General features: G+C 57.7%; 12 protein-coding genes and 2 pseudogenes. 5 read left to right on the plus strand and 9 right to left on the minus strand.

Annotated features, from left to right (window positions below; genetic code table 11):
* Positions 1-399 precede the first annotated feature (399 nt).
* The 9 genes and pseudogenes from ALC15_RS06740 to ALC15_RS06780 all read right to left on the minus strand — a co-directional run bounded on the left by ALC15_RS06740 (position 400) and on the right by ALC15_RS06780 (position 10,771).
* Complete coding sequence (locus tag ALC15_RS06740; protein ID WP_083992274.1) at positions 400-1,506, minus strand: nodulation protein NodZ; 1,107 nt, start codon at positions 1,504-1,506, stop codon at positions 400-402.
* A 181-nt stretch (positions 1,507-1,687) separates the two neighbouring features.
* Positions 1,688-3,703, minus strand: coding sequence for a carbamoyltransferase family protein (locus ALC15_RS06745; RefSeq protein WP_050626619.1), 2,016 nt, complete (start codon positions 3,701-3,703; stop codon positions 1,688-1,690).
* Between the two features lie 311 nt (positions 3,704-4,014).
* Positions 4,015-4,803 (minus strand): ABC transporter permease, encoded by a 789-nt coding sequence (locus ALC15_RS06750; protein ID WP_050404912.1) that lies wholly within the window; start codon positions 4,801-4,803, stop codon positions 4,015-4,017.
* Positions 4,804-4,806: 3 nt separating this feature from the next.
* Complete coding sequence (gene nodI / locus ALC15_RS06755; protein WP_083992275.1) at positions 4,807-5,727, minus strand: nodulation factor ABC transporter ATP-binding protein NodI; 921 nt, start codon at positions 5,725-5,727, stop codon at positions 4,807-4,809.
* 1 nt (position 5,728) lies between these two features.
* On the minus strand, positions 5,729-7,438 hold the full coding sequence (nodU, locus tag ALC15_RS06760; protein ID WP_050404913.1) for a nodulation protein NodU: 1,710 nt from the start codon (positions 7,436-7,438) through the stop codon (positions 5,729-5,731).
* Positions 7,439-7,451: 13 nt separating this feature from the next.
* Positions 7,452-8,081 carry a nodulation methyltransferase NodS gene (gene nodS / locus ALC15_RS06765; protein ID WP_050626581.1) on the minus strand — a complete coding sequence of 210 codons (630 nt, stop codon included), beginning with the start codon at positions 8,079-8,081 and terminating at the stop codon, positions 7,452-7,454.
* An 11-nt stretch (positions 8,082-8,092) separates the two neighbouring features.
* Positions 8,093-9,465: pseudogene (nodC, locus tag ALC15_RS06770) on the minus strand (chitooligosaccharide synthase NodC).
* A 17-nt stretch (positions 9,466-9,482) separates the two neighbouring features.
* A complete protein-coding gene (gene nodB / locus ALC15_RS06775; RefSeq protein WP_050404915.1) occupies positions 9,483-10,142 on the minus strand; it encodes a chitooligosaccharide deacetylase NodB in 660 nt (219 codons plus the stop codon).
* On the minus strand, positions 10,139-10,771 hold the full coding sequence (locus ALC15_RS06780; protein ID WP_050404916.1) for a NodA family N-acyltransferase: 633 nt from the start codon (positions 10,769-10,771) through the stop codon (positions 10,139-10,141). The genes nodB and ALC15_RS06780 overlap by 4 nt, the downstream gene beginning before the upstream one ends.
* 833 nt (positions 10,772-11,604) lie before the next feature.
* Here ALC15_RS06780 and nodD1 point away from each other — a divergent pair.
* From nodD1 to ALC15_RS06805, 5 genes and pseudogenes are all read left to right on the plus strand, one after another.
* Positions 11,605-12,549 (plus strand): transcriptional regulator NodD1, encoded by a 945-nt coding sequence (nodD1, locus tag ALC15_RS06785; protein WP_050404917.1) that lies wholly within the window; start codon positions 11,605-11,607, stop codon positions 12,547-12,549.
* 507 nt (positions 12,550-13,056) lie between these two features.
* A complete protein-coding gene (locus tag ALC15_RS06790) occupies positions 13,057-14,052 on the plus strand; it encodes a LysR family transcriptional regulator (protein WP_050404918.1) in 996 nt (331 codons plus the stop codon).
* A 921-nt stretch (positions 14,053-14,973) separates the two neighbouring features.
* Positions 14,974-15,687, plus strand: coding sequence for a MerR family transcriptional regulator (locus ALC15_RS06795; protein WP_157347991.1), 714 nt, complete (start codon positions 14,974-14,976; stop codon positions 15,685-15,687).
* Between the two features lie 444 nt (positions 15,688-16,131).
* Entirely contained in the window at positions 16,132-17,139 is a 1,008-nt protein-coding gene (locus ALC15_RS06800; RefSeq protein WP_244485963.1) for a branched-chain amino acid ABC transporter substrate-binding protein, read from the plus strand.
* A gap of 885 nt (positions 17,140-18,024) precedes the next feature.
* Positions 18,025-18,282, plus strand: a pseudogene (locus ALC15_RS06805) (transposase); the annotation flags it as partial.
* Between the last annotated feature and the right edge of the window lie 67 nt (positions 18,283-18,349).

Here is an 18,349-nt window from a genome sequence, read left to right on the forward strand (position 1 = left end):
CGCACCCGCGCCTTCGAGGTTCTGCAAAGGAGGCACTGTTGGCTCATTTTTCAGTGCAAGGCGCTGCTCGACCTCCCAAGGAGCAAGCATCAATGCATACCATCCCGTCTAACGTCGGCCGCGGTGATATGAGAGTGCAGCCTTGTCCTTGCCCGACGTCAGGACCAACCAAATTCCCAAGGTTCGCGCGAGGCGAAGACGGAGATAGGCGCGCACCTTTTTAGCGCGGCGAGGCAATTGTTGATCGACGTCGGGCTTCGCACTTCCGAGGGTTAACGTCCTCCAGGATAACCTCGCTGCCAGCGGCCACTTCGCCAACGATTCTACGCCGGGAAGACACGTGATAGCACTTTTTGATGCAAAGAGCGGCCATCAAATCAGTGATGGTAAGCTCGACGTTCATGTCCTCACGACCTCTTGGGAAGCTTCTTCAATCAAGATTAGTCGGCTCGGATCGTTTAGGTCGAACTCTATGACGCGTGGCGCACACAGGCGTGCATAGCGTGTGAAAGCGCTTGTCGGAGGAAAACGAATTGCAGTGTCGCACCGCGCAAGGAGATACATTTCGGTAAGGGCGGCAAACCCGCCCTCGACTCCGAGCGCCCCGCTGTGCAACGGTCCGGCCTGAGGGGGCTTGAAGCGCTTGGGAATCGTGAAAACATCGGGAAATATTGCCGAAACCTGCTCAAGGACGCGCGCGCTGTCCGTGCACAGGAACGCCCTCACTGGTTTTGTGTGCGGCAACGCCTTGGCCCTTTCGATGGCATTACAGACCTGTCGCAGGGCGCGCTCCGGATCGGTCCAATAGGGAGCATGCCCCATAATGTCCTCGCCGTTGCCGTGTCGAACATGAATGCCGATCATACTGTATGGCTCAAAGTGCTCGCGATAAATGGCATCAATCCGGGCCTGACTCTCAGGGCGTGGTTTGATGCTCCGAAAGATTTCCCGTTCTGCTTCTTGATCGCAGCGCCACATCAGGCAGGCGTCACAAACGACAGTGTTCGCATCGCTGTCTTGCTGGCCTTGAAATAGTTGATCGAGTTCGTCGCGCTCTCGGAAAATTTGCTCGTCCGGCCGATAGACGCAGTCGATCGATGGCTTATTCCACCAACTCGGGAAGAATGGTCCTGGCAACGAGCGCTGATTGATCTGGTCGTCGCAAATCACCCGTACGCCGGCAATGTCCTGAACTGGTTCAAAGAACACTGGAAAGGCATTGACGAAGGGTTGGTCGAGATAACAAGACCCCCGCCAATCGATGACCAGGTTACGCCCGGTCCGCTGTGCAAAACGCCAAGCAGCCGCCAGCGACCACAGGCAGTCGCCGAATCCCGTACGTCGTCGGGACACTACGAACCTATCATTCTTCGAACCGCTCTGCATGGCCTCCTCCCGGGCTCCTGGTTGGACGAAAGACGCCATTGCAGACATCTCATGTATCATCTCGTCCGATGTCGCGGTCTGAAATTGCGGTGGCGGCGAGCTGCGTCGGTAGAACTTCATATCAGTGCTATCCGTGATGCGCCGATATCTCGCAACACGTTCCGTCTTTTCTTGAGCGGTGTTGCAGCGACGTGCCGATTTCAGCCAAATGCCCGATGCCCGCTCCGTGCGTCGGACGGCCTGCCTTCTCACATGCAGGCATAGGCATGGCCATGCTCATGAGTTACGGCTATGTTTTGCTTTACACTTTATTGCGGTCCCGGGCCGCGCGCGGCGGAAGCAGACGAATGCCTCGCCGCTCCCACACGAGCCGCAATTCCTTCACGAGATCTTCACGCTTGGCCTGGCCCAGCATGGTTGCGTCGAGCAGCCAGCCGAGCGACGCCTCGCCCTCGATCCGCATCAACATCTCGAACAGCTCATGCGAGATGCGCATACTATCGTGGGCGGAATGTCCCGTGCGGATCTCGCAGACCGTCTCCTGACGATCTACCGCTACGTGCGAGCGGACACGATGAAGCGATGCGTAGGGTGGCAATGAAACGCCTAATGCGCTCCAATCCTGCAATGTTGCCGTCCGCTTCTTGACCAAGAACGGCCCGACCACAAGTCCGTCCAAATCGGTCGTCAAGAACGCAACAATCGCGTCTGACACCGAATCAACGATGGGCTCGGCATTGTTGTTAAACGACGTGTTTAGAAGAATCGGTATTCCAGTTCGCTTTTTGAACTCGTTGATCAAATCCCAATAAGCAGGGTTCGTCTCGCGCGACACCGTTTGCAGACGAGCGGTCCCGTCAACGTGCGTGATCGCACCGAGCACGCTGCGCTGGGCTTCACGCACGCGAACCACAAAGTTCATGAACGGCAGCTCCCTCGTGCCGCTTGGAAGCTCGAAGAACTCGCTCGCATGCTCAACCAGTACAGACGGCGCAAATGGACGATAACTCTCGCGCTTTTTGACCATCTCGTTAATTCGGCTCTTGTTATCGGCTGGGCGCGGGTCCGCAAGAATGCTGCGGTTACCAAGCGCACGTGGGCCGAACTCAGAGCGGCCCTGAACCCAGCCGATTACAGCGCCATTTGCCATCCAGTCTGCCGCACTGGATGCTATGTCATCACTTCGTTGAATGTCGAGGTGGCCTGACCATGCGTTGAGCTCACGCTCCACGGCTTGCTCATTGCCGAGATCGGGCCCCCAATAGACGTCCGGCAGTCGCTCGCGCGGCGCCGGCCTGCCCAGCTCATTTGACACGATCAATGCAGCGCCGAGCGCGCAACCGGCGTCGTGCGCCGCAGGTTGAACAAAGATGTCGTCAAACAGCCCGGAATAAAGCAGTTTACCGTTCAGCGTGCAATTATGGGCTACCCCTCCAGCCAGGCACAAGCGTGCTATGCCTGTCGCTTCACGATGGTGCCGCAGGATGTGAAACACGATCCGCTCCAGCGCCTCCTGCAGCGAAGCGCTGACATCTCGATGTTGTTGGGTGAATGGCATTCCTTTTCGCCGAACCTCGATGTGGCGGACCAGGGCCGGCGCGATACGATCCAGGTGAACGCGATAGCCACCCTTGTCCAACAACTCGTAGAACTGCGCGAAGAGTTCGCGATAGGGAGCGGGATCGCCATACGGGGCAAGCCCCATCACTTTGTACTCGTCGAACAACCCGTAGCCGAGATATCGGATTGTCTCGAGATAGAACAGCCCCAGGGAGTTACGTTCCGGGAAGCTTGCAAGCTGCGCAATTTCGATGCCAGACCCCACCGCCAATAAGCCGGAGAGGAAATCGCCACTACCGTCGACCGCGAAAATGAGACTTTGTTCGAACCCCGACATGGCAAACGCGCTCACGGCATGGGCTTCGTGGTGATTTACGAAGGAAAGCCGCGTCGGATCGATATCGGCGTCGAACTCCCGTGCCAGCAGCTGGCGCATCAACAGTTTGGCGTCCAGCGGCACGGGCTTGGAAACAGAAAGACGCTCGAGCATTGTATTGCAGTAGGCTTCAGTCGCGTAGAACGCGATACGGTCAATCTCGCCGAGCTCAACTCCTGCGGTAGAAAGGCAGTATCGGATGGAGTTACTCGGCAACTTGTTGGAGTGCTTGACGCGGTTGAGCCGCTCCTCTTCGACGGCAGCAATCACGCGGCCATCCTGCACAAGAACCGCAGCACCATCGTGAAGAAATGTACCCGGCAGCTCCGGCGAGCTTTCATAGATTCTGTCAAGACCACCACTTATTCCTAGGCACAACATCCAGCTCTCCATTTGATCATGGCGGAACGACAACTGCGTTCCACCTATCCAATCTGTGCGGTCACGCTCCGTCGGGCTCGCGAGCCAGACAACACCATACAAATTTGCAAATCCGTCTTGGCGCTTCGCGACAGGCGGTCAGAATGTAGCGGTGCAGCCGTCGGCACCGATCGACTAAACAAACGGCCAGAGACCTTGCTCGATCGCGGCCTCTCAAATCCATTGTAGCGACCGCTGCGATAGACCAAGTCATTCCGAGCTACCGCACGACGCATCTGACTGTGACTTTCTCCATTCTCGCTGAACTCACGTCAACGCAGCAGACGGCGCCGAAATACTGCTATCGACGCAAAAAAGGAAAAGACCGTGTAAACGCAAAGCGCAGCGACATGCAGGACAGCACCGTCGACACCGCGTTCAAGCATCGCTGGGCGAATAAGGTCGACCGAATGTGCGAGAGGTAACAAGCCGACGAAATGCTGAAATGAGCCGGGCAGTTGGCTCGTCGGAAAGACCACGCCACACAAGAACACCATAGGACTAAGAACAAGTGTTTGGTAAAACACGAAGTAATCGTAACTTGGCGCAAGAGATATGACGACCATGGCCAGGCTGGCGAAGACAAGGCCAGTAAGGGCGATTGTTGGCATCGCATATAGAATGGATAGCCATGATGCATAACCTAGCGTGACCGCGACGATCCCGATCGCTGTTCCGGCCAGAACGGACTTACTGGCCGCCCACACCAGTTCACCCAAAACGATATCGCCAAGCGTGAGCTCAGTGGAGAGGATTGCTTCCCAGGTACGCTTGGCGTCCATGCGTGCAAAGGCTGCATACATGGTTTCAAAGGTCGCGGACGTCATGGCACTGGTCGCGACCATGCCTGCCGCCAGGAACGCGATGTACGACGTCCCCTCAACGCGCCCCACGATCAGCCCAAGGCCAAAGCCGAGGCCAAACAGATTGGTCAAGGGATCCGCGAGGTTGCCGAGAATCGATGCAAGCGCCACTTTCTTCCATGCTAGGAAGTTACGACGCCATACCGCGATCCAGTTGTACGCGTTAGTGGGCATCACCGCCGCATAACTTTCACCCATCACTCACTTCTCCATCTCGCGCCCGGTCAACCGCAAAAACACGTCTTCGAGATTTGGAGGTCGCTGCAGAACACGAAGTCCCGCTTGCCCCCGCAGTTGCACGCGGACCTGCTCCGGATATGGCGCATAACAGAAGAGCGTCTCTCCACTCACTTCGATGTGCCGCGCATGGGGCCTGATCAGCTCGCGGAGCTGATGTGGATCACCTCCATAGATTTCGACCACGTTGCAGCCAATATGCTCGTCGATTAGCACATCTGGCTTGCCTTCGGCGATCTTGCGTCCACCCTCGAGGACACACAGCCGATCGCACAGGCGTTCGGCCTCTTCCATAAAGTGAGTGGTCAAGAGAATCGTCTTGCCCCGCGCCAGTAGAACTCGCAGACGCTCCCAGATCAGGTGGCGGGCGTGCGGATCCAAACCGGTCGTCGGCTCGTCCATCACGAGCAGATGCGGGTCATTTATTAGCGCGCGTGCCAAGGTCAGTCGCCGCTTCATGCCACCCGACAGTTCTGAGACCCGTGCGTCCGCCTTGGTTTCGAGCCGCGCGAACTCGAGCAGCGACGGTAGGACGGCCTCGATCTTGCGGGCGCTCATGCCAAAATAGCGACCAAACACCAGCAGATTCTCGCGTACGGTAAACTCAAGCTCAAGGTTGTCGAACTGCGGTACGACACCGATCCGCATGCGTGCGACACGAGCGCGCGCCGGTACAGGTTCATTGAGTACCATGATCTTGCCTGCGTCCGGCGAGATCATGCCAAGGAGCATACGGGCGATCGTGCTCTTGCCGGCTCCATTTGGCCCGAGCAGACCAAAACACTCTCCCCGGGCAACCGAGAACGACAGTTCATCGACGATAGTTCTGCCGCCAAATGACTTTCTGACGCCGGCAAGGTCGATTGCTACCGTGGACATGCTCATCTTAGGCCGATTGGAGATGTTTGGCCGGCGGTTGCTTCCTCATGACCGGCTTAGTCCAAAGCTGGCCGTCACACCACACATGCTCAACGCGCCCCCATTGACAGGCCGCCGCGGCATCCGGAAAGAATCCACGCCCGTTCAAGTTCGCGCTCGTGTTGCAGAGCAACGGGAGCCCCGTAAGGCGCTCGAATTCGACGAGAAGCTCAGCGACTTTGTGTGGAGAGCTGCGGGAGATTGTCTGCAGTCGTGCCGAACCGTCCAGATGGATGACAGCGGGAATCTTGTCGCACCATTCCGCCCTGGTCTGATGATCGAACAGCATGTAGGGGTCCGGCATACCTGGGTCGAATATGTCTGGCGCGCGATCCTCCAAGCAGATCGGCGCCACCGGTCGGAAGTGCTCACGACACTTGATGTCGTTGAGATGATCCTTCATAGCCAGTGACGTCGGAGCCGCCAGAATACTTCTGCCGCCCAACGCTCGCGGTCCCAGCTCGGCGCGCCCGGACAGGAACACTACCGGCTTGTTGTCGGCGAGAATGGCGGCAAGCTCACGCAGACTGCACGGCTCGGCCTCCCATTCCGACACCCCCTCGGTGGCCTGCAGAGCCGGACCGCTGTAAACAGACCATTCCAACGGTCCAAACCCATTTCGCGCCGCCATCGCCGCGCAAGCAGCACCTATTGCCGAGCCGCTGTCATTCGGGAAAGGCGGTACCCACACCTCATCGAACAGGCCCGTCGCGCGAAGCGCACTATTCCACTTGATGTTGAGACCGCACCCTCCTGCCACACATAGATTTCGCGCGCCCGGAAGAGAGGAGTGCTGCAACATAACCATCGCGATTTCCCGAACCAGAAGACGTTCCAGGAACATATGGAACGAGGCAAGGATGTCCTCCGCTCGTTTGCCCGTAAGGCGCAATGCGCTTGCCTCGAAAAACCCGTGCGTGGCCGAAAGTAAGGCCTCCGGATTGTGGATGTCTGCGCGGTAGCGACGAGTCTGCTCCGTGTCCGCGGCAAAGCGCTTCTCGTAGAGTTCTTGAAACACTGCGACAATGCCTTCGTCGACAGAGCCAAGAGCGATGTACGCCATCAGCTTGCCGGCGATGCCCAAATCCCAACTGGTGCGGCTCGGCTGCCTGTAAGGCCCGAAGTGAAGGCCGGCGGCAGCATAGGCCTGACCAATCATGGGAAACAGGGATCCCACGAGCCGCGCGCCGCGAGGTTCGACATAGTAAAGGCGGGGAAAAATGGAGCCGTCCCATACCAGACAGAACGCCGGTTTTCCGGTACTGGCAAAGGGGCTGGTGCTATAGGCTGACGCAACGTGGCCCGTGACGTGCGAGTAACTTTTATAAGGAAAAACCTTGTCGCCGAGGATCAGGCCAAAGCCTTCGACGGAATCAAGAAGGCCCTCAGCATGACGCTCGACATATGGCCCCCCTTTCAGCGTGATCGGCACCGCCCCACTAAGGACCTGGAACCGCGACTCGATCTCTCCGTCCCAGCCATCGATGACGAACTGATCAATGTCTCGCGGATCAAGACCATGCTCCGCCAACACACGCACGACATCATCGAGGTTGTCGATGGATTGATAGCGTGCGTTGTTACCGCGCTTTTCCTGCTCGGTGCAAAAGACGAGCCGCCCGTCCTCGACGAGAGCAATTGCGCCGTCATGTGTTAATTTGATGCCGCAGATGCGCATAGGACCCCCTGATCTAATGACAGACAATCGAGTGTTTTAACGACTGCCCCGACTTCCGGAACAGGACGAGCAAGCAGTCTTCGTTGACCGACGTGGTTTGGCAGTGCAGACGCTCCACCTCCAACAAGCTCTCCTTGAAGAGAGAGATCACCGTCTCGGCACCAGCGGCATGACCCCAGTGTCGACAAGTGGCATCACGCGCGGACCCGAACACCAGAGCGCCGTCTGGGGCAAGCATGCTCACCAGGTTGCGGACCGCCGCGTGCATCTCGGAAACGTCATTGAGATAGTAGAGAACCTCGGCGACGACGATCAGATCGAACTTCTCTGTGGTCGAAAACTGCTGAATATTGCACGTTATCCAATTTATATGTGACCGATGCCCGGTCCGCAGGCGCGCCCGTTCGATCGCCTGCGGCATGACATCGACCACCGTTAGGCGTTGGCAACGCGGTGCAAGCATTTCCGTGAATGCCCCGGCTGCGCATCCGACCTCGAGGGCATGCTCGACACCCCCATTGCAAGACGACATCCGGAGTATTTGCGCGTACCGTTCCTGCTCGAACGCACTGCTGTCGAGATGCCATGGATCATCCCCAGCGAGCTCGCGTTCCAGTAATTGATGGTTCTTGTACACAGTCATGCCCGATCGACCTACTTATACCCGCTCGATTGTTTCCGACCGCAAATACTCTCCGGCGCCGCCAAGCGCGATGGACGGTGAGGAACCACCGGCTTCGGAATTGTGCCAGAAGCCAGCCCTGTAGCCACAGGACCTGCTGCACTGTTCGGCGCCTGCAGAACCGCCCGCTCATCTCCTTCAGTCGGCTCGCTGACGATCGTGCGCGACAGCCAATCGCTGTTGCTCAATGTACAAAGGGCATACGCTTTGAGCGGCAGTAAAAGAAAGATGTTGATCGGTGTGTGGAGCGAGAAGCCGAGAAACCGCAATTCCCCCGCCCGCAGTGCAGCTACACTGCACCGAACCATCGTCATCACCGCGATGGTCAGGCCCGTCCACCAAGGTACAGACCCGCCGACTGCGAGCTCGGCAAGCGCAGCCAGTGCTGAAAGAGCGAGTAGCAGTGGGCCAAGATTCTGCCCGACAACGTCCAATGTGAGGTAGCCATCGAGTTCCGGCAGCAGACGCAATGCGAGAAACGTATCGCGAAAGGTGCTGCGCGCCCAGCGCAGCTGCTGACGAAGGTATGGCCCGAGAGTGTCAGGGACAACTGTTGCCGCAATCGCGTCCGGAACATACTCGGTTCGAAATCCCGCCTTGAGCATGAGAATCGTCAGATGGCGATCTTCGCCAAAATCACTCGGCTTGCCGCGAAAGAATTGCGTTTCGTACTGATCAAGCAGCAGGGCAAGCGCAGAGCGACGATACATCGCACATGGACCGCAGCAGCACATGACCGCACCGAAGCGAGCTTGCGCCGCGCGCTCTTCGTTGCACGCCAACCAGTATTCCATGTCGATCAGACTGGTCAGCCATGTATCGTTGCGATTGCTCGCTACCAACTGGCCCATTGCGGCACCAATGTCGGGGTCCCGCATCTTCGCCGCAAGCTTGGTGACCACGTCAGCGGCCAGTATCGTGTCCGAATCCACGTTAAGCACCAAGTCACCGGACGAGCCGCGTATTGCGGCGATCTGCGCTTTGCGCTTGCCAACATTCCTGGCAAGCAAGATGATGCTGAAGCGCGCATCGTTGGCATAGATCTTATGTACAGGCCCCACAACGTCGCGATTTGCCGAGCCATCGTCGACCACATAGACCCGCAGCTCTCCTTCGTAGTCTTGCCTGGCGAGCGAATCCAAACACTGGGCGAGCGTGCCCGGCTTCTCGTTGAAGCAAGGCACGATAATATCCACACTTGGCAGAGCCAGCGCAGATTGTCCTAAATCGTCGACGATGGGGTATTCTCCCGCTGCGCGTACAGCGCTTGCGCGCTTTTGTAGATGGTCGAGAGCAGCGCGTAAGACGAAACCGCGACGGCGCTGGTTGTAGCGAGCAGGTCCATAGGGTGCCAGTTGTTGTTCAGTGAAGCTGAGGGAGCGGGCGGATCACGAAGCCGCGGCGTTGTAGTGCTGGAACCAGGTAAGAGAGCGCTCTAACCGTCTGATCTCGCCGAGTTGCGTCAGCGCACGTCGCGTCCTCATCAGGAGGATATCCGTCGTGCAGGAGAACAATCGAACCCGGTCGAACGGCTCCGAGTACCGAAGTCACAATTCTGTCCACCCCGGGCTGGGACCAATCTCTCGGATCGACCGACCAGTGCACAGCCGTAAGGCCAGCCTGCGCCGATGTAGCGAGCACCTCTTCGGTCCATTTACCGTAGGGGGCCCGCATGTGCCTGGGCGCGGCCTGCCGACACGCCGAACGAATCGCCTCGCTGGCCATTAGCACCTCACCGCGCACCTGAACCGGCCCGCATCTGGACAGATCCGGATGCGTCATCGTGTGGTTCGCCACCTCGTGGCCTTGCGCGATCATCCGCCGAATGAGTTCGGGCTGCTCGGCTGCGTAGGTACCGATCACAAAGAACGTCGCTGGCACCCGATGTTGCGTCAACACATCGAGAACCTCTGGCGTGCAGAATGGATTTGGCCCGTCGTCGAAGGTCAAATAGACGGGGAAGCTTCCGCTCACATCAGCGTAGTCGCAAGGAACGGTAGACACGGGGATAAGCTCCTTCACAGCTCGGGCCCGTTCCGATCGATCATTGCGCCAGCGGGCCACTCGCTGATCGCGCTTTGAACCGGGAACACCACCACGATCACCTCTTCGATGCGGATCGGCGACAAATTGGGATAGACATCCGGATGCGTGGAGCGGACGCGAAGGCCCGACATGAGGGTCGCGAGGCCCTGTCTCTGCACCAGTCGAGTAAGATGCTTCTCAAGCGCGGGCCGGACCGTCCCGAAGCCAAACGGGACTCCAAGTTCGTGCAGTTTGGGATACATCACCCGCATCGCGTGGCTGATTCCCAGTCCCTCGAGATCCGGCCGCACGGCATACAGCCCAAGTTCTCCCACGAGTAGATCGACCTCACCGATCTTGATGAAGCGGCGCAGTAGTCCGACGTGAGCAGCTACGCCATGGGCGTCGCGACCAATCACGCGGACCTCAGGCCTAGCGCCGGCCCAACTTCTGTTGCCTTCAAATGGCTGCGCATTGAAAGCACCGGTCGGCCCGTAACTTTTGCGAAAAAATTCGGCGAGCTCGGCATGCTCGGTTAGCCGCAGCTCGTTTTCCCAGCGAATGCTCCAATGAACTTGAGTACGCGCGGAAGGAGATTGCGTGGCCCGAGATGCGACAATGTTCATGGCAGGCTTACCTACGCGAGTAATCTCTAGAGGGGGGTCTGTCACACAAACTCACTCACCGGACGCAGATCGATCGAGAAATGCGCCGTCGCGTTTTGTTGGATGCCGGTTCTTCTTTGCGCGCCCGGTGCCGGAGCAGATTGCTTGGGGTGTCACCTTTGTGTGCGATCAGATGATCGCTCCATTGAGGCTTGTCATTCCGACCGAATGCTGTGCCGAAGGCGTACGGACGGGGCCATTTAATCGTGCAGGTGTTATCTGCAGTATGAAGCCCTTCTGCCTCATCTATTGCGGCTATCGGCGCTTTGCCGCTAGTGAGCTGATCATCGATGTGGACCACCTCGTTGACGGAGCGTCGCAGTGACACCAGATCAACTTGATTCTCATGCATCTTCGACACGCCCCGAATGCGATTGACAGTCGAGCCGATAGACTGTCGCCAGATCTATTTGGCATCCGCGATTTGCGCCTGCCGCTGTATCGCGACACTAGGGCGATGCTGATCCGGCCCTCAAGTGTACGCGGGTAAACCGCCGATATGGAAAGGGTTGGAATACACATACGAAGGTTTACCGAACGCTTCGCGTTGCAACGGATACGCAAATTGTGCCGGCCAAGACCGACGCCACTCGTACGCCTTCGCCTTGAATGACCACCCAAGGATCCGACAGCAGCCGCTTGCGTTCAAGGTTTGTCCAGAGTCCACGCACGACCGACAGCCATTCTGGTGTTCCGACCATTTTCCAAACTGATGTTTGCTATCCAACATCCCGCAGTTTGGTAAAATCGATTGTTTCGATAGAAAGCATCCACACGATGGATAGACTCAAAAGATGCGATTCAAAGGACTCGATCTAAACCTGCTCGTTGCGCTCGATGCTCTGATGACCGAGCGCAACCTCACCGCCGCGGCGCGTAAAATTAACCTGAGCCAACCCGCTATGAGCGCGGCAATCGCGCGGCTGCGCACCTACTTCAGCGATGAACTTTTCACGATGCGCGGTCGAGAGCTCGTCCCGACACCGGGCGCGGAAGAGCTCGCGGGTCCCGTTCGCGAGGCCCTCTTGCACATTCAAATTTCGATTATTTCGCGAGATTCGTTCGACCCTGCTCAGTCCAGCCGTCGCTTCAGGGTCATTCTCTCCGATTTCATGACAATCGTTTTTTTTCGACGAATTATGGACCGTATCGCACAGGAAGCCCCGGCTGTGCGCTTTGAATTGCTGCCCTTTTCGGATGAGCCCGACGAGTTGCTCCGCCGGGGTGAGGTCGACTTTCTCATTCTGCCGGAGTTGTTTATGTCGAGCTCTCATCCCAAGGCGACGCTGTTCGACGAGACTCTCGTATGCGTGGGATGCCGCACGAACAAGCAACTGTCACGACAACTGACATTCGAAAAATACCTTTCGATGGGTCACGTTACGGCCAAATTCGGACGGGCGCTGAGGCCCAATCTGGAAGAATGGTTTTTGCTTGAACACGGCCTAAAGAGACGGATCGAGGTGGTGGTGCAAGGCTTTAGCCTTATCCCACCCATAATATTGGACACCCGCCGTATCGGCACGATGCCTTTGCGACTCGCTAGGCACTTCGAAAAGCGGATGCCCGTGCGGATTGTCGCACCACCCTTGCCTCTGCCCACATTCACTGAAGCATTGCAATGGCCTGCGTTCCACAATACCGACCCGGCGAGTGTTTGGATGAGGCGAATATTGTTGGAAGAGGCGTCCAACATCGCATCGGGCCATCTCGAGACATCTACTCGTAGGCGATGCTAAGTTCAGCATAAGGCCATTCCGGCCGTGTCTCGAGTATTGCGGCACGCCATAATTCTCCGCCGAGGTCGACGGACACCCAACGTTGCTGCGGGACATAATCCGCATTGGTGTGCAAATGTCAGGCACGTTCAATTATTCGCTTGAATCCCACGCTGCGTGAGGTTGTAGGCTGCGCGCCTTGGCTCGCGCTGCCTTAAGCGGCGGTCGACCGGGCGCACAGCCGAACTCACGGCTTTGGCGGAACAACTTGGACTGGTGCCAATAGTTAAGACCGGGTCTTGTTACGAGGCGCGCGGGAGCGGCGAGCCTATTACGGGCTGGTAACGGCTTCCAGCCTCTGATGTCCGCCAACGGCCGAACCGTCCACTGTTGCGGTGATTCCGCGACCTTCCTCTCGCGAGAGCAAGGTCGGACGAAACCGATTCGGACCAGCCGGTGAGACCGCCTCAGACGTGGCCGCGGCCGGTCGTTTAACACCGCAAGCACGTTTGCGCCGGACAAGAAGATATGCGCTTCAAAGGACTGGATCTTAATCTTCTCGTCGCGCTCGATGCTCTAATGACTGAGCGCAGCCTGACTGCAGCGGCACGTAAGATCAGCCTTAGCCAGCCCGCCATGAGTGCAGCTGTCGCCCGACTGCGCTCCTATTTTGGTGACGAGTTGTTTGTAATGAGAGGACGAGAACTTGTCCTGACCGCACGCGCGGAGGGACTCGCCGCTCCGGTTCGTGAGGCGTTGATGCACATTCAGCACTCGATTATCGCACGTGAGGCCTTCGATCCTGCCCGATCGGACCGGCGGTTCAGGATCTGCCTGTCAGATTTCATAACCGTCGTATTCTTCCGCCATGTCGTGGAGCGCGTCGCGCGAGAAGCACCCAATGTCAGGTTCGAGCTGGTGACGCTCAACGATGAACACGATGAGCTACTTCGGCGCGGCGAGGTCGATTTTGTCATCCTGCCGGAACTATTCATGTCCGGTACACACCCCAGAGCGGCCTTGTTCGAGGAGAGTTTCGCTTGTGTAGGCTGCCACACGAATAGTCACTTACTGAGGCGGTTGACATTTGATCGGTATATGTCGATGGGCCACGTTGCGGTCAAGCTCGGAGGCGCACGCAAGACCTTCGTCGAGGATTCCTTGTTACTCGATCTCGGCCTCAATCGGCGCATCGATATTCTTGTGCAGAGCTTCAGCATGATTCCACCCCTGCTAGTGGGCACAGGCCGCATAGGGACCATACCCTTTAGGCTCGCAAAGCATTTTCAAAAAACCGCGCCGCTTCAGATTGCCACGCTTCCCCAGCCATTCCCCACCTTCACTGAGGCAGTCCAATGGCCAGTCCTTAATAACAGCAATCCAGAGAGCATCTGGCTGAGAGAGATATTGCTGCAGGAGGCAGCTCGCATAGCAACTGCGCGTGAAGAGGCATTCAGCATTAGCGCTTCGGAACAAGCGGATGATGCCGGCCCCTTCGCACGATCGGTCTCGCCGTTAGCGTAAGGACTTTAGCAGAGGTCAGCGAACCCGCCGCCCGGACCGTGTCCCAACGTGCAATTTCGGCTCGTCTCGCTCGAACTGATTGTCTCTCGTCAAAGCCCCTCATAGTTGGCGACCGTCACAAGCCCAAGGCCGTCCTTCTCGCACCGGCGAGGGCTCGACGTAAAGCGGTCGCTCGAGCATTGGCCCAGCTTTGAGAGGCAGAGAGGTCGCTACGTGCTCGCGCCAAAGCTACGCTGGCATTGCAAGCCCGGCTTGCGGCCGCGTCGATCTCGAGAGGGCCGAATCGGCTCGGCGGCTAATCACATCAAGGCGGCGAATCGGTCGTGGCGCTCGCGATGAGCGGACGATCCGGACTTGTCGGAGATCCAGCACCACAACGAACGCGGTGCTGATTGATTGTGCATATGAATGTTGGACTCGCTCCGTCCAAGCAAGGCATCGCACGCGCGTGTTGCTCTGTCGCATCACCCGAGTGCGCATCGCTTCTTCGTCTCTCTGCGCCCCCGGTCTGACTTCTTTTGGCCGTACCGCGGCCAAACGTCTTGACGAGGTGCGCTATGCCGACGCAATGACGAACAAGGAGCCGTACGTTGGAGCAATACAGTGGAGTATTCGATCCCGAAGAGCTTTCTGTCTTAGGAAGTCTTTTTGACAGGGCAGTCTCCGCGCTGCCGCCATCAATGCGAACTTCGGAAAATCGGACGGCGATCGCCAAACTCATCCTGGAGCGTACAGCGGCCAGCGACGCTCAGCTGGCATGCTTAACGAACCTGTTGATCACCATTTCCCCTCAGGGTTGATCGCGCGCCGTTCTAAGGATAGTCACCACTCCTGCGCTGGAATGGAAGACGATCCAGCTAGAGCTTTGAAATGACTTGAATCCAACGTGACGTCAGGTTGTAGGCTTTGAAATTGAACAACATGAGCAAAGCTACACCAAGACGGCGTCGATGGCGCATTGGCGAACTTGCGGAAGCGACCGGAGTGACGGTACGCACGCTGCATCATTATGAACACACCGGCCTGTTAGCCGCTTCAGAGCGCACGGACGGCGGCCATCGGATGTACGACCGCGAGAGCATCCAGCGGGTCCATCAGATCCGGGCGCTACGTGAGCTTGGCTTCTCCCTTTACGAGATCCGTAAAGCTATGGAGCGCACGACTTCGCTGACCGACCTATTGCGCAAGCATTTGGAGCGAATAGAGCTTCAAGTTGCTCGAGCAACGCTGTTGCGAGATCGATTGCGCAACATGACGACCGACAGTGACGTTCAGGTCAGCGTAGATGAGCTGCCTGCCACCTTGGACGCCATGTCGCGGATTGAGACGCGTAGTCAAACATCCCGATGCACATGCAAATTGGCTGCAGAACGCGAGGAGCGATGGCGACGCATCCGGGACGACCTCCGCGATTGTATGGATCGCGGCGAACACCCTTGCGGCGAGCGCGCGAAAGCCGTCGCGATTGCCGCGCGCCTGCTGATCGGCGAAATCGCTGGAGCGGATTCCCGGGTTTCGACGATCCTGAAGGTCCTCGCACGCCTAAGCGCCCCACGCAGTTTGGCTGGTTGGGATCCCTGCCTCATGCAATATCTCGATCTTGCCCTCTCCGGCCTAGAGGATCAGCCATACTGAGATCACTAAGGCGGCTTCGGACGGCTTGACCAGCCCGCTTGGCCAGCTCGATCGTCATGGCGGTTCAGCGTGATCCGCCGGCTTTGATGCCCGGCGGCAGCTTTACCAATCACCGGTCAGATTTTCTGCGAGGGTCTCGGCGATCCGCCGCTTTCTCTGATGCATTGAGCGAAGCTCCCGTTCAAGAAAGACTTGAATCGTACGTAACGTCAAATTGTAGGCTCCGCCATGGTCGTTGCCCGAGCTGACACATGCTTCGCTTGGCGATCCTTAAGCGCGGGCCCGTGCTGGCCGCAGACAGTTGGACTTTAGATCGAGCTGAGCACTAGGAGATCTGCAGTGTTGAATAGGTTTTACACTCCAGCTGCAGGTGCAGCCTTCCTTTTCTGTGCCCTCGCCTCGACTGCGCGGGCTTCGGACGTTCATATTGCCGTGGCCGGCCCAATGAGCGGAAGCAGCGCGGCGTTCGGCGCGCAGATGCGCAACGGCGCCGCCGCGGCTGTCGAGGCGTTGAACGCTTCGGGCCAGCTTCCCAACACCAAGGTGATACTGAGTGTCGCTGATGACGCCTGCGACCCGAAGCAAGCGGTCGCCGTTGCAAATAAGCTCGCAATGGCTCAGGTGCGTCTGGTCGTCGGCCATTTTTGCTCGTCTTCGTCCATCCCAGCCTCCGACGTCTATGCCGAAGCAGGTATCATCCAATTATCACCTGGTTCGACAAATCCTCAGCTAACGGAACGCAACATCCAGACCGTGTTTCGGATCTGCGGCCGCGACGACCAGCAGAGCACCGTTGCGGCTGAATACATTCACCGACATTACCACAGCGTCAAGATCGCAGTGCTCGACGACAAGAGCACCGCCGGCAAAGGTATCGCCGACGCGGTTGAGGCACAGCTTCAGGGATTCGGCGAACCCGTCATTCGGCAGAGCTATATAGCCGGGGAAAAGGATTATACGGCGCTGATCTCTAGATTGAAGAGGGACGGGGTACGCCTCGCCTATATCGGCGGTTATCACACCGAGATTGGGCTGATCATCCGTCAGGCATCAGAAGCAGAGGCCGGTCTTACCGTCATGGCCAACGACCCGTTGATGACCTCCGAATTCTGGGGCATCACCAGCAGCGCGGGAAACGGTACGCTATTTACCTTCATGCCCGACATAGCAACAAATGCCAATGCGGCTGACGCCGTGGCCTCACTCAAGGCTTCCGGGCTGTCGTCCGAAGGCTACACACTTTACGCCTATGCCGCAGTTCAGGCGTGGGCGGAGGCGGTGAAGCGGGCCGGTTCCCTCAATGCTGCGCGGGTCGCAACCGAACTCCGTTCACGGCCGATCGAAACAGCCGTTGGTCCGGTCAGGTTCAATACCAAGGGAGACAATGCAGGCCCAGGCTTTGTGGTTTACCGCTGGCTCGACGGGCGTGTTGAAGTGCTCGACCAGAACTGATCGACGCGATCCACAGCCGTTCTCCGCCAACACAGCCACGACACAGATGATGAAACGACATCAGGACCTTGCTGCCGTTATACTCGCGAGCTCTCTTGTGCTCGCGGCTTTCGGAGCGCTTATCGCCTTCGCTGCAGCGCTCGCGGAATTACCAGACGTCGACGTACAGGAGGAGCTACGTCCGATGGTAGACAAATAGCATTCCGATTAAGGCCAGTTCTTGCGACGCTTCACTGCAGACATCCGCAACAGTCTGATCGGGAATGCTGCGCAGTTCCGGCCGTTCCGCTCATGCGACAACAGCCATGACAACCAAACCGCCACGGCAATCTCTCCGTCGACCGCGCATGCTGACAAATGCAACTGTACTTCGCAACTTCCGGCTACCCCACATTGCGCGAAACGCGATTGCTATCCAATCGCTGTTTCGCCAGCGCGTTCCTCGTCAATTCTGCCAGCGCCTCGACCGCTCCCAAGCGACTTATGTCAGACTTAAAGTCTGTGCGAACTCGATCCCACCACTGGCCAGCTTGATGCGACACCGCTCGTTGTGAAGCGAATTGTCGATAACAAGCTCACATTGCTTCCAGCAGGCGGCAACAGGCGTGACGCCACGACAATCGGGCAGAGTTACAACATTGAGAATATTATCGACATGACTTCGATCAGCTCTCCTATCGGAATGCGCATCCCTGGACGTTGTCCTACTTTCGGGCACAGCCGCCGATCCATTTGGCATGAAGGATGGAACGCGCCATCTGACATCGCGGATATTCGGAATATTTAGTGCGTGTTTTGAGCCAAGCTCGTAAGGGCGCCAGATGATGTCACATTGCATATTGTCTGCACTTCGAGTGCAAGTGCTGTGCAAGACGGAACGGACAAATGGAACGACCGAGATTCACAGAAGAGCAAATTATCGCGATACTGAACGAGCATGGGGCTGGTGCGAAACCGGCTGATCTAGCTCACAGACACGAGATCTCTGAAGCGACAATCTACGATTGGAAGGCCAAGTTCGGCGGCATGGACGTTTCGGCCGCCAAGCTGTTGAACGCGCTGGAAGAGGAAAACGCGAACCTAAAGAAGCTTCTGGTCGAGCACATGCTTGGCGTGGATGCACTTCGCGAACTCCTATCAAAGTAGTCGCGACGAATATGCAGGTTCTCACGCCCACGCTGCATGGCGCAAGCCCAGAGCGTTAGCTCCC

The sequence above is a fragment of the Bradyrhizobium viridifuturi genome (genome assembly GCF_001238275.1).
Classification (GTDB): Bacteria; Pseudomonadota; Alphaproteobacteria; order Rhizobiales; family Xanthobacteraceae; genus Bradyrhizobium; species Bradyrhizobium viridifuturi.

What these genes read in the sequence shown, in the direction of transcription:
- ALC15_RS06745 (WP_050626619.1), bottom strand. Translation starts at nt 3,703, where the DNA reads ATGTTGTGCCTAGGAATAAGTGGTGGTCTTGACAGAATCTATGAAAGC.
- nodD1 (WP_050404917.1), top strand. Translation starts at nt 11,605, where the DNA reads ATGCGATTCAAAGGACTCGATCTAAACCTGCTCGTTGCGCTCGATGCT.
- ALC15_RS06795 (WP_157347991.1), top strand. Translation starts at nt 14,974, where the DNA reads ATGAGCAAAGCTACACCAAGACGGCGTCGATGGCGCATTGGCGAACTT.
- ALC15_RS06780 (WP_050404916.1), bottom strand. Translation starts at nt 10,771, where the DNA reads ATGAACATTGTCGCATCTCGGGCCACGCAATCTCCTTCCGCGCGTACT.
- ALC15_RS06790 (WP_050404918.1), top strand. Translation starts at nt 13,057, where the DNA reads ATGCGCTTCAAAGGACTGGATCTTAATCTTCTCGTCGCGCTCGATGCT.
- ALC15_RS06800 (WP_244485963.1), top strand. Translation starts at nt 16,132, where the DNA reads ATGAGCGGAAGCAGCGCGGCGTTCGGCGCGCAGATGCGCAACGGCGCC.
- nodI (WP_083992275.1), bottom strand. Translation starts at nt 5,727, where the DNA reads ATGAGCATGTCCACGGTAGCAATCGACCTTGCCGGCGTCAGAAAGTCA.
- nodS (WP_050626581.1), bottom strand. Translation starts at nt 8,081, where the DNA reads ATGACTGTGTACAAGAACCATCAATTACTGGAACGCGAGCTCGCTGGG.
- ALC15_RS06740 (WP_083992274.1), bottom strand. Translation starts at nt 1,506, where the DNA reads ATGAAGTTCTACCGACGCAGCTCGCCGCCACCGCAATTTCAGACCGCG.
- nodU (WP_050404913.1), bottom strand. Translation starts at nt 7,438, where the DNA reads ATGCGCATCTGCGGCATCAAATTAACACATGACGGCGCAATTGCTCTC.
- ALC15_RS06750 (WP_050404912.1), bottom strand. Translation starts at nt 4,803, where the DNA reads ATGGGTGAAAGTTATGCGGCGGTGATGCCCACTAACGCGTACAACTGG.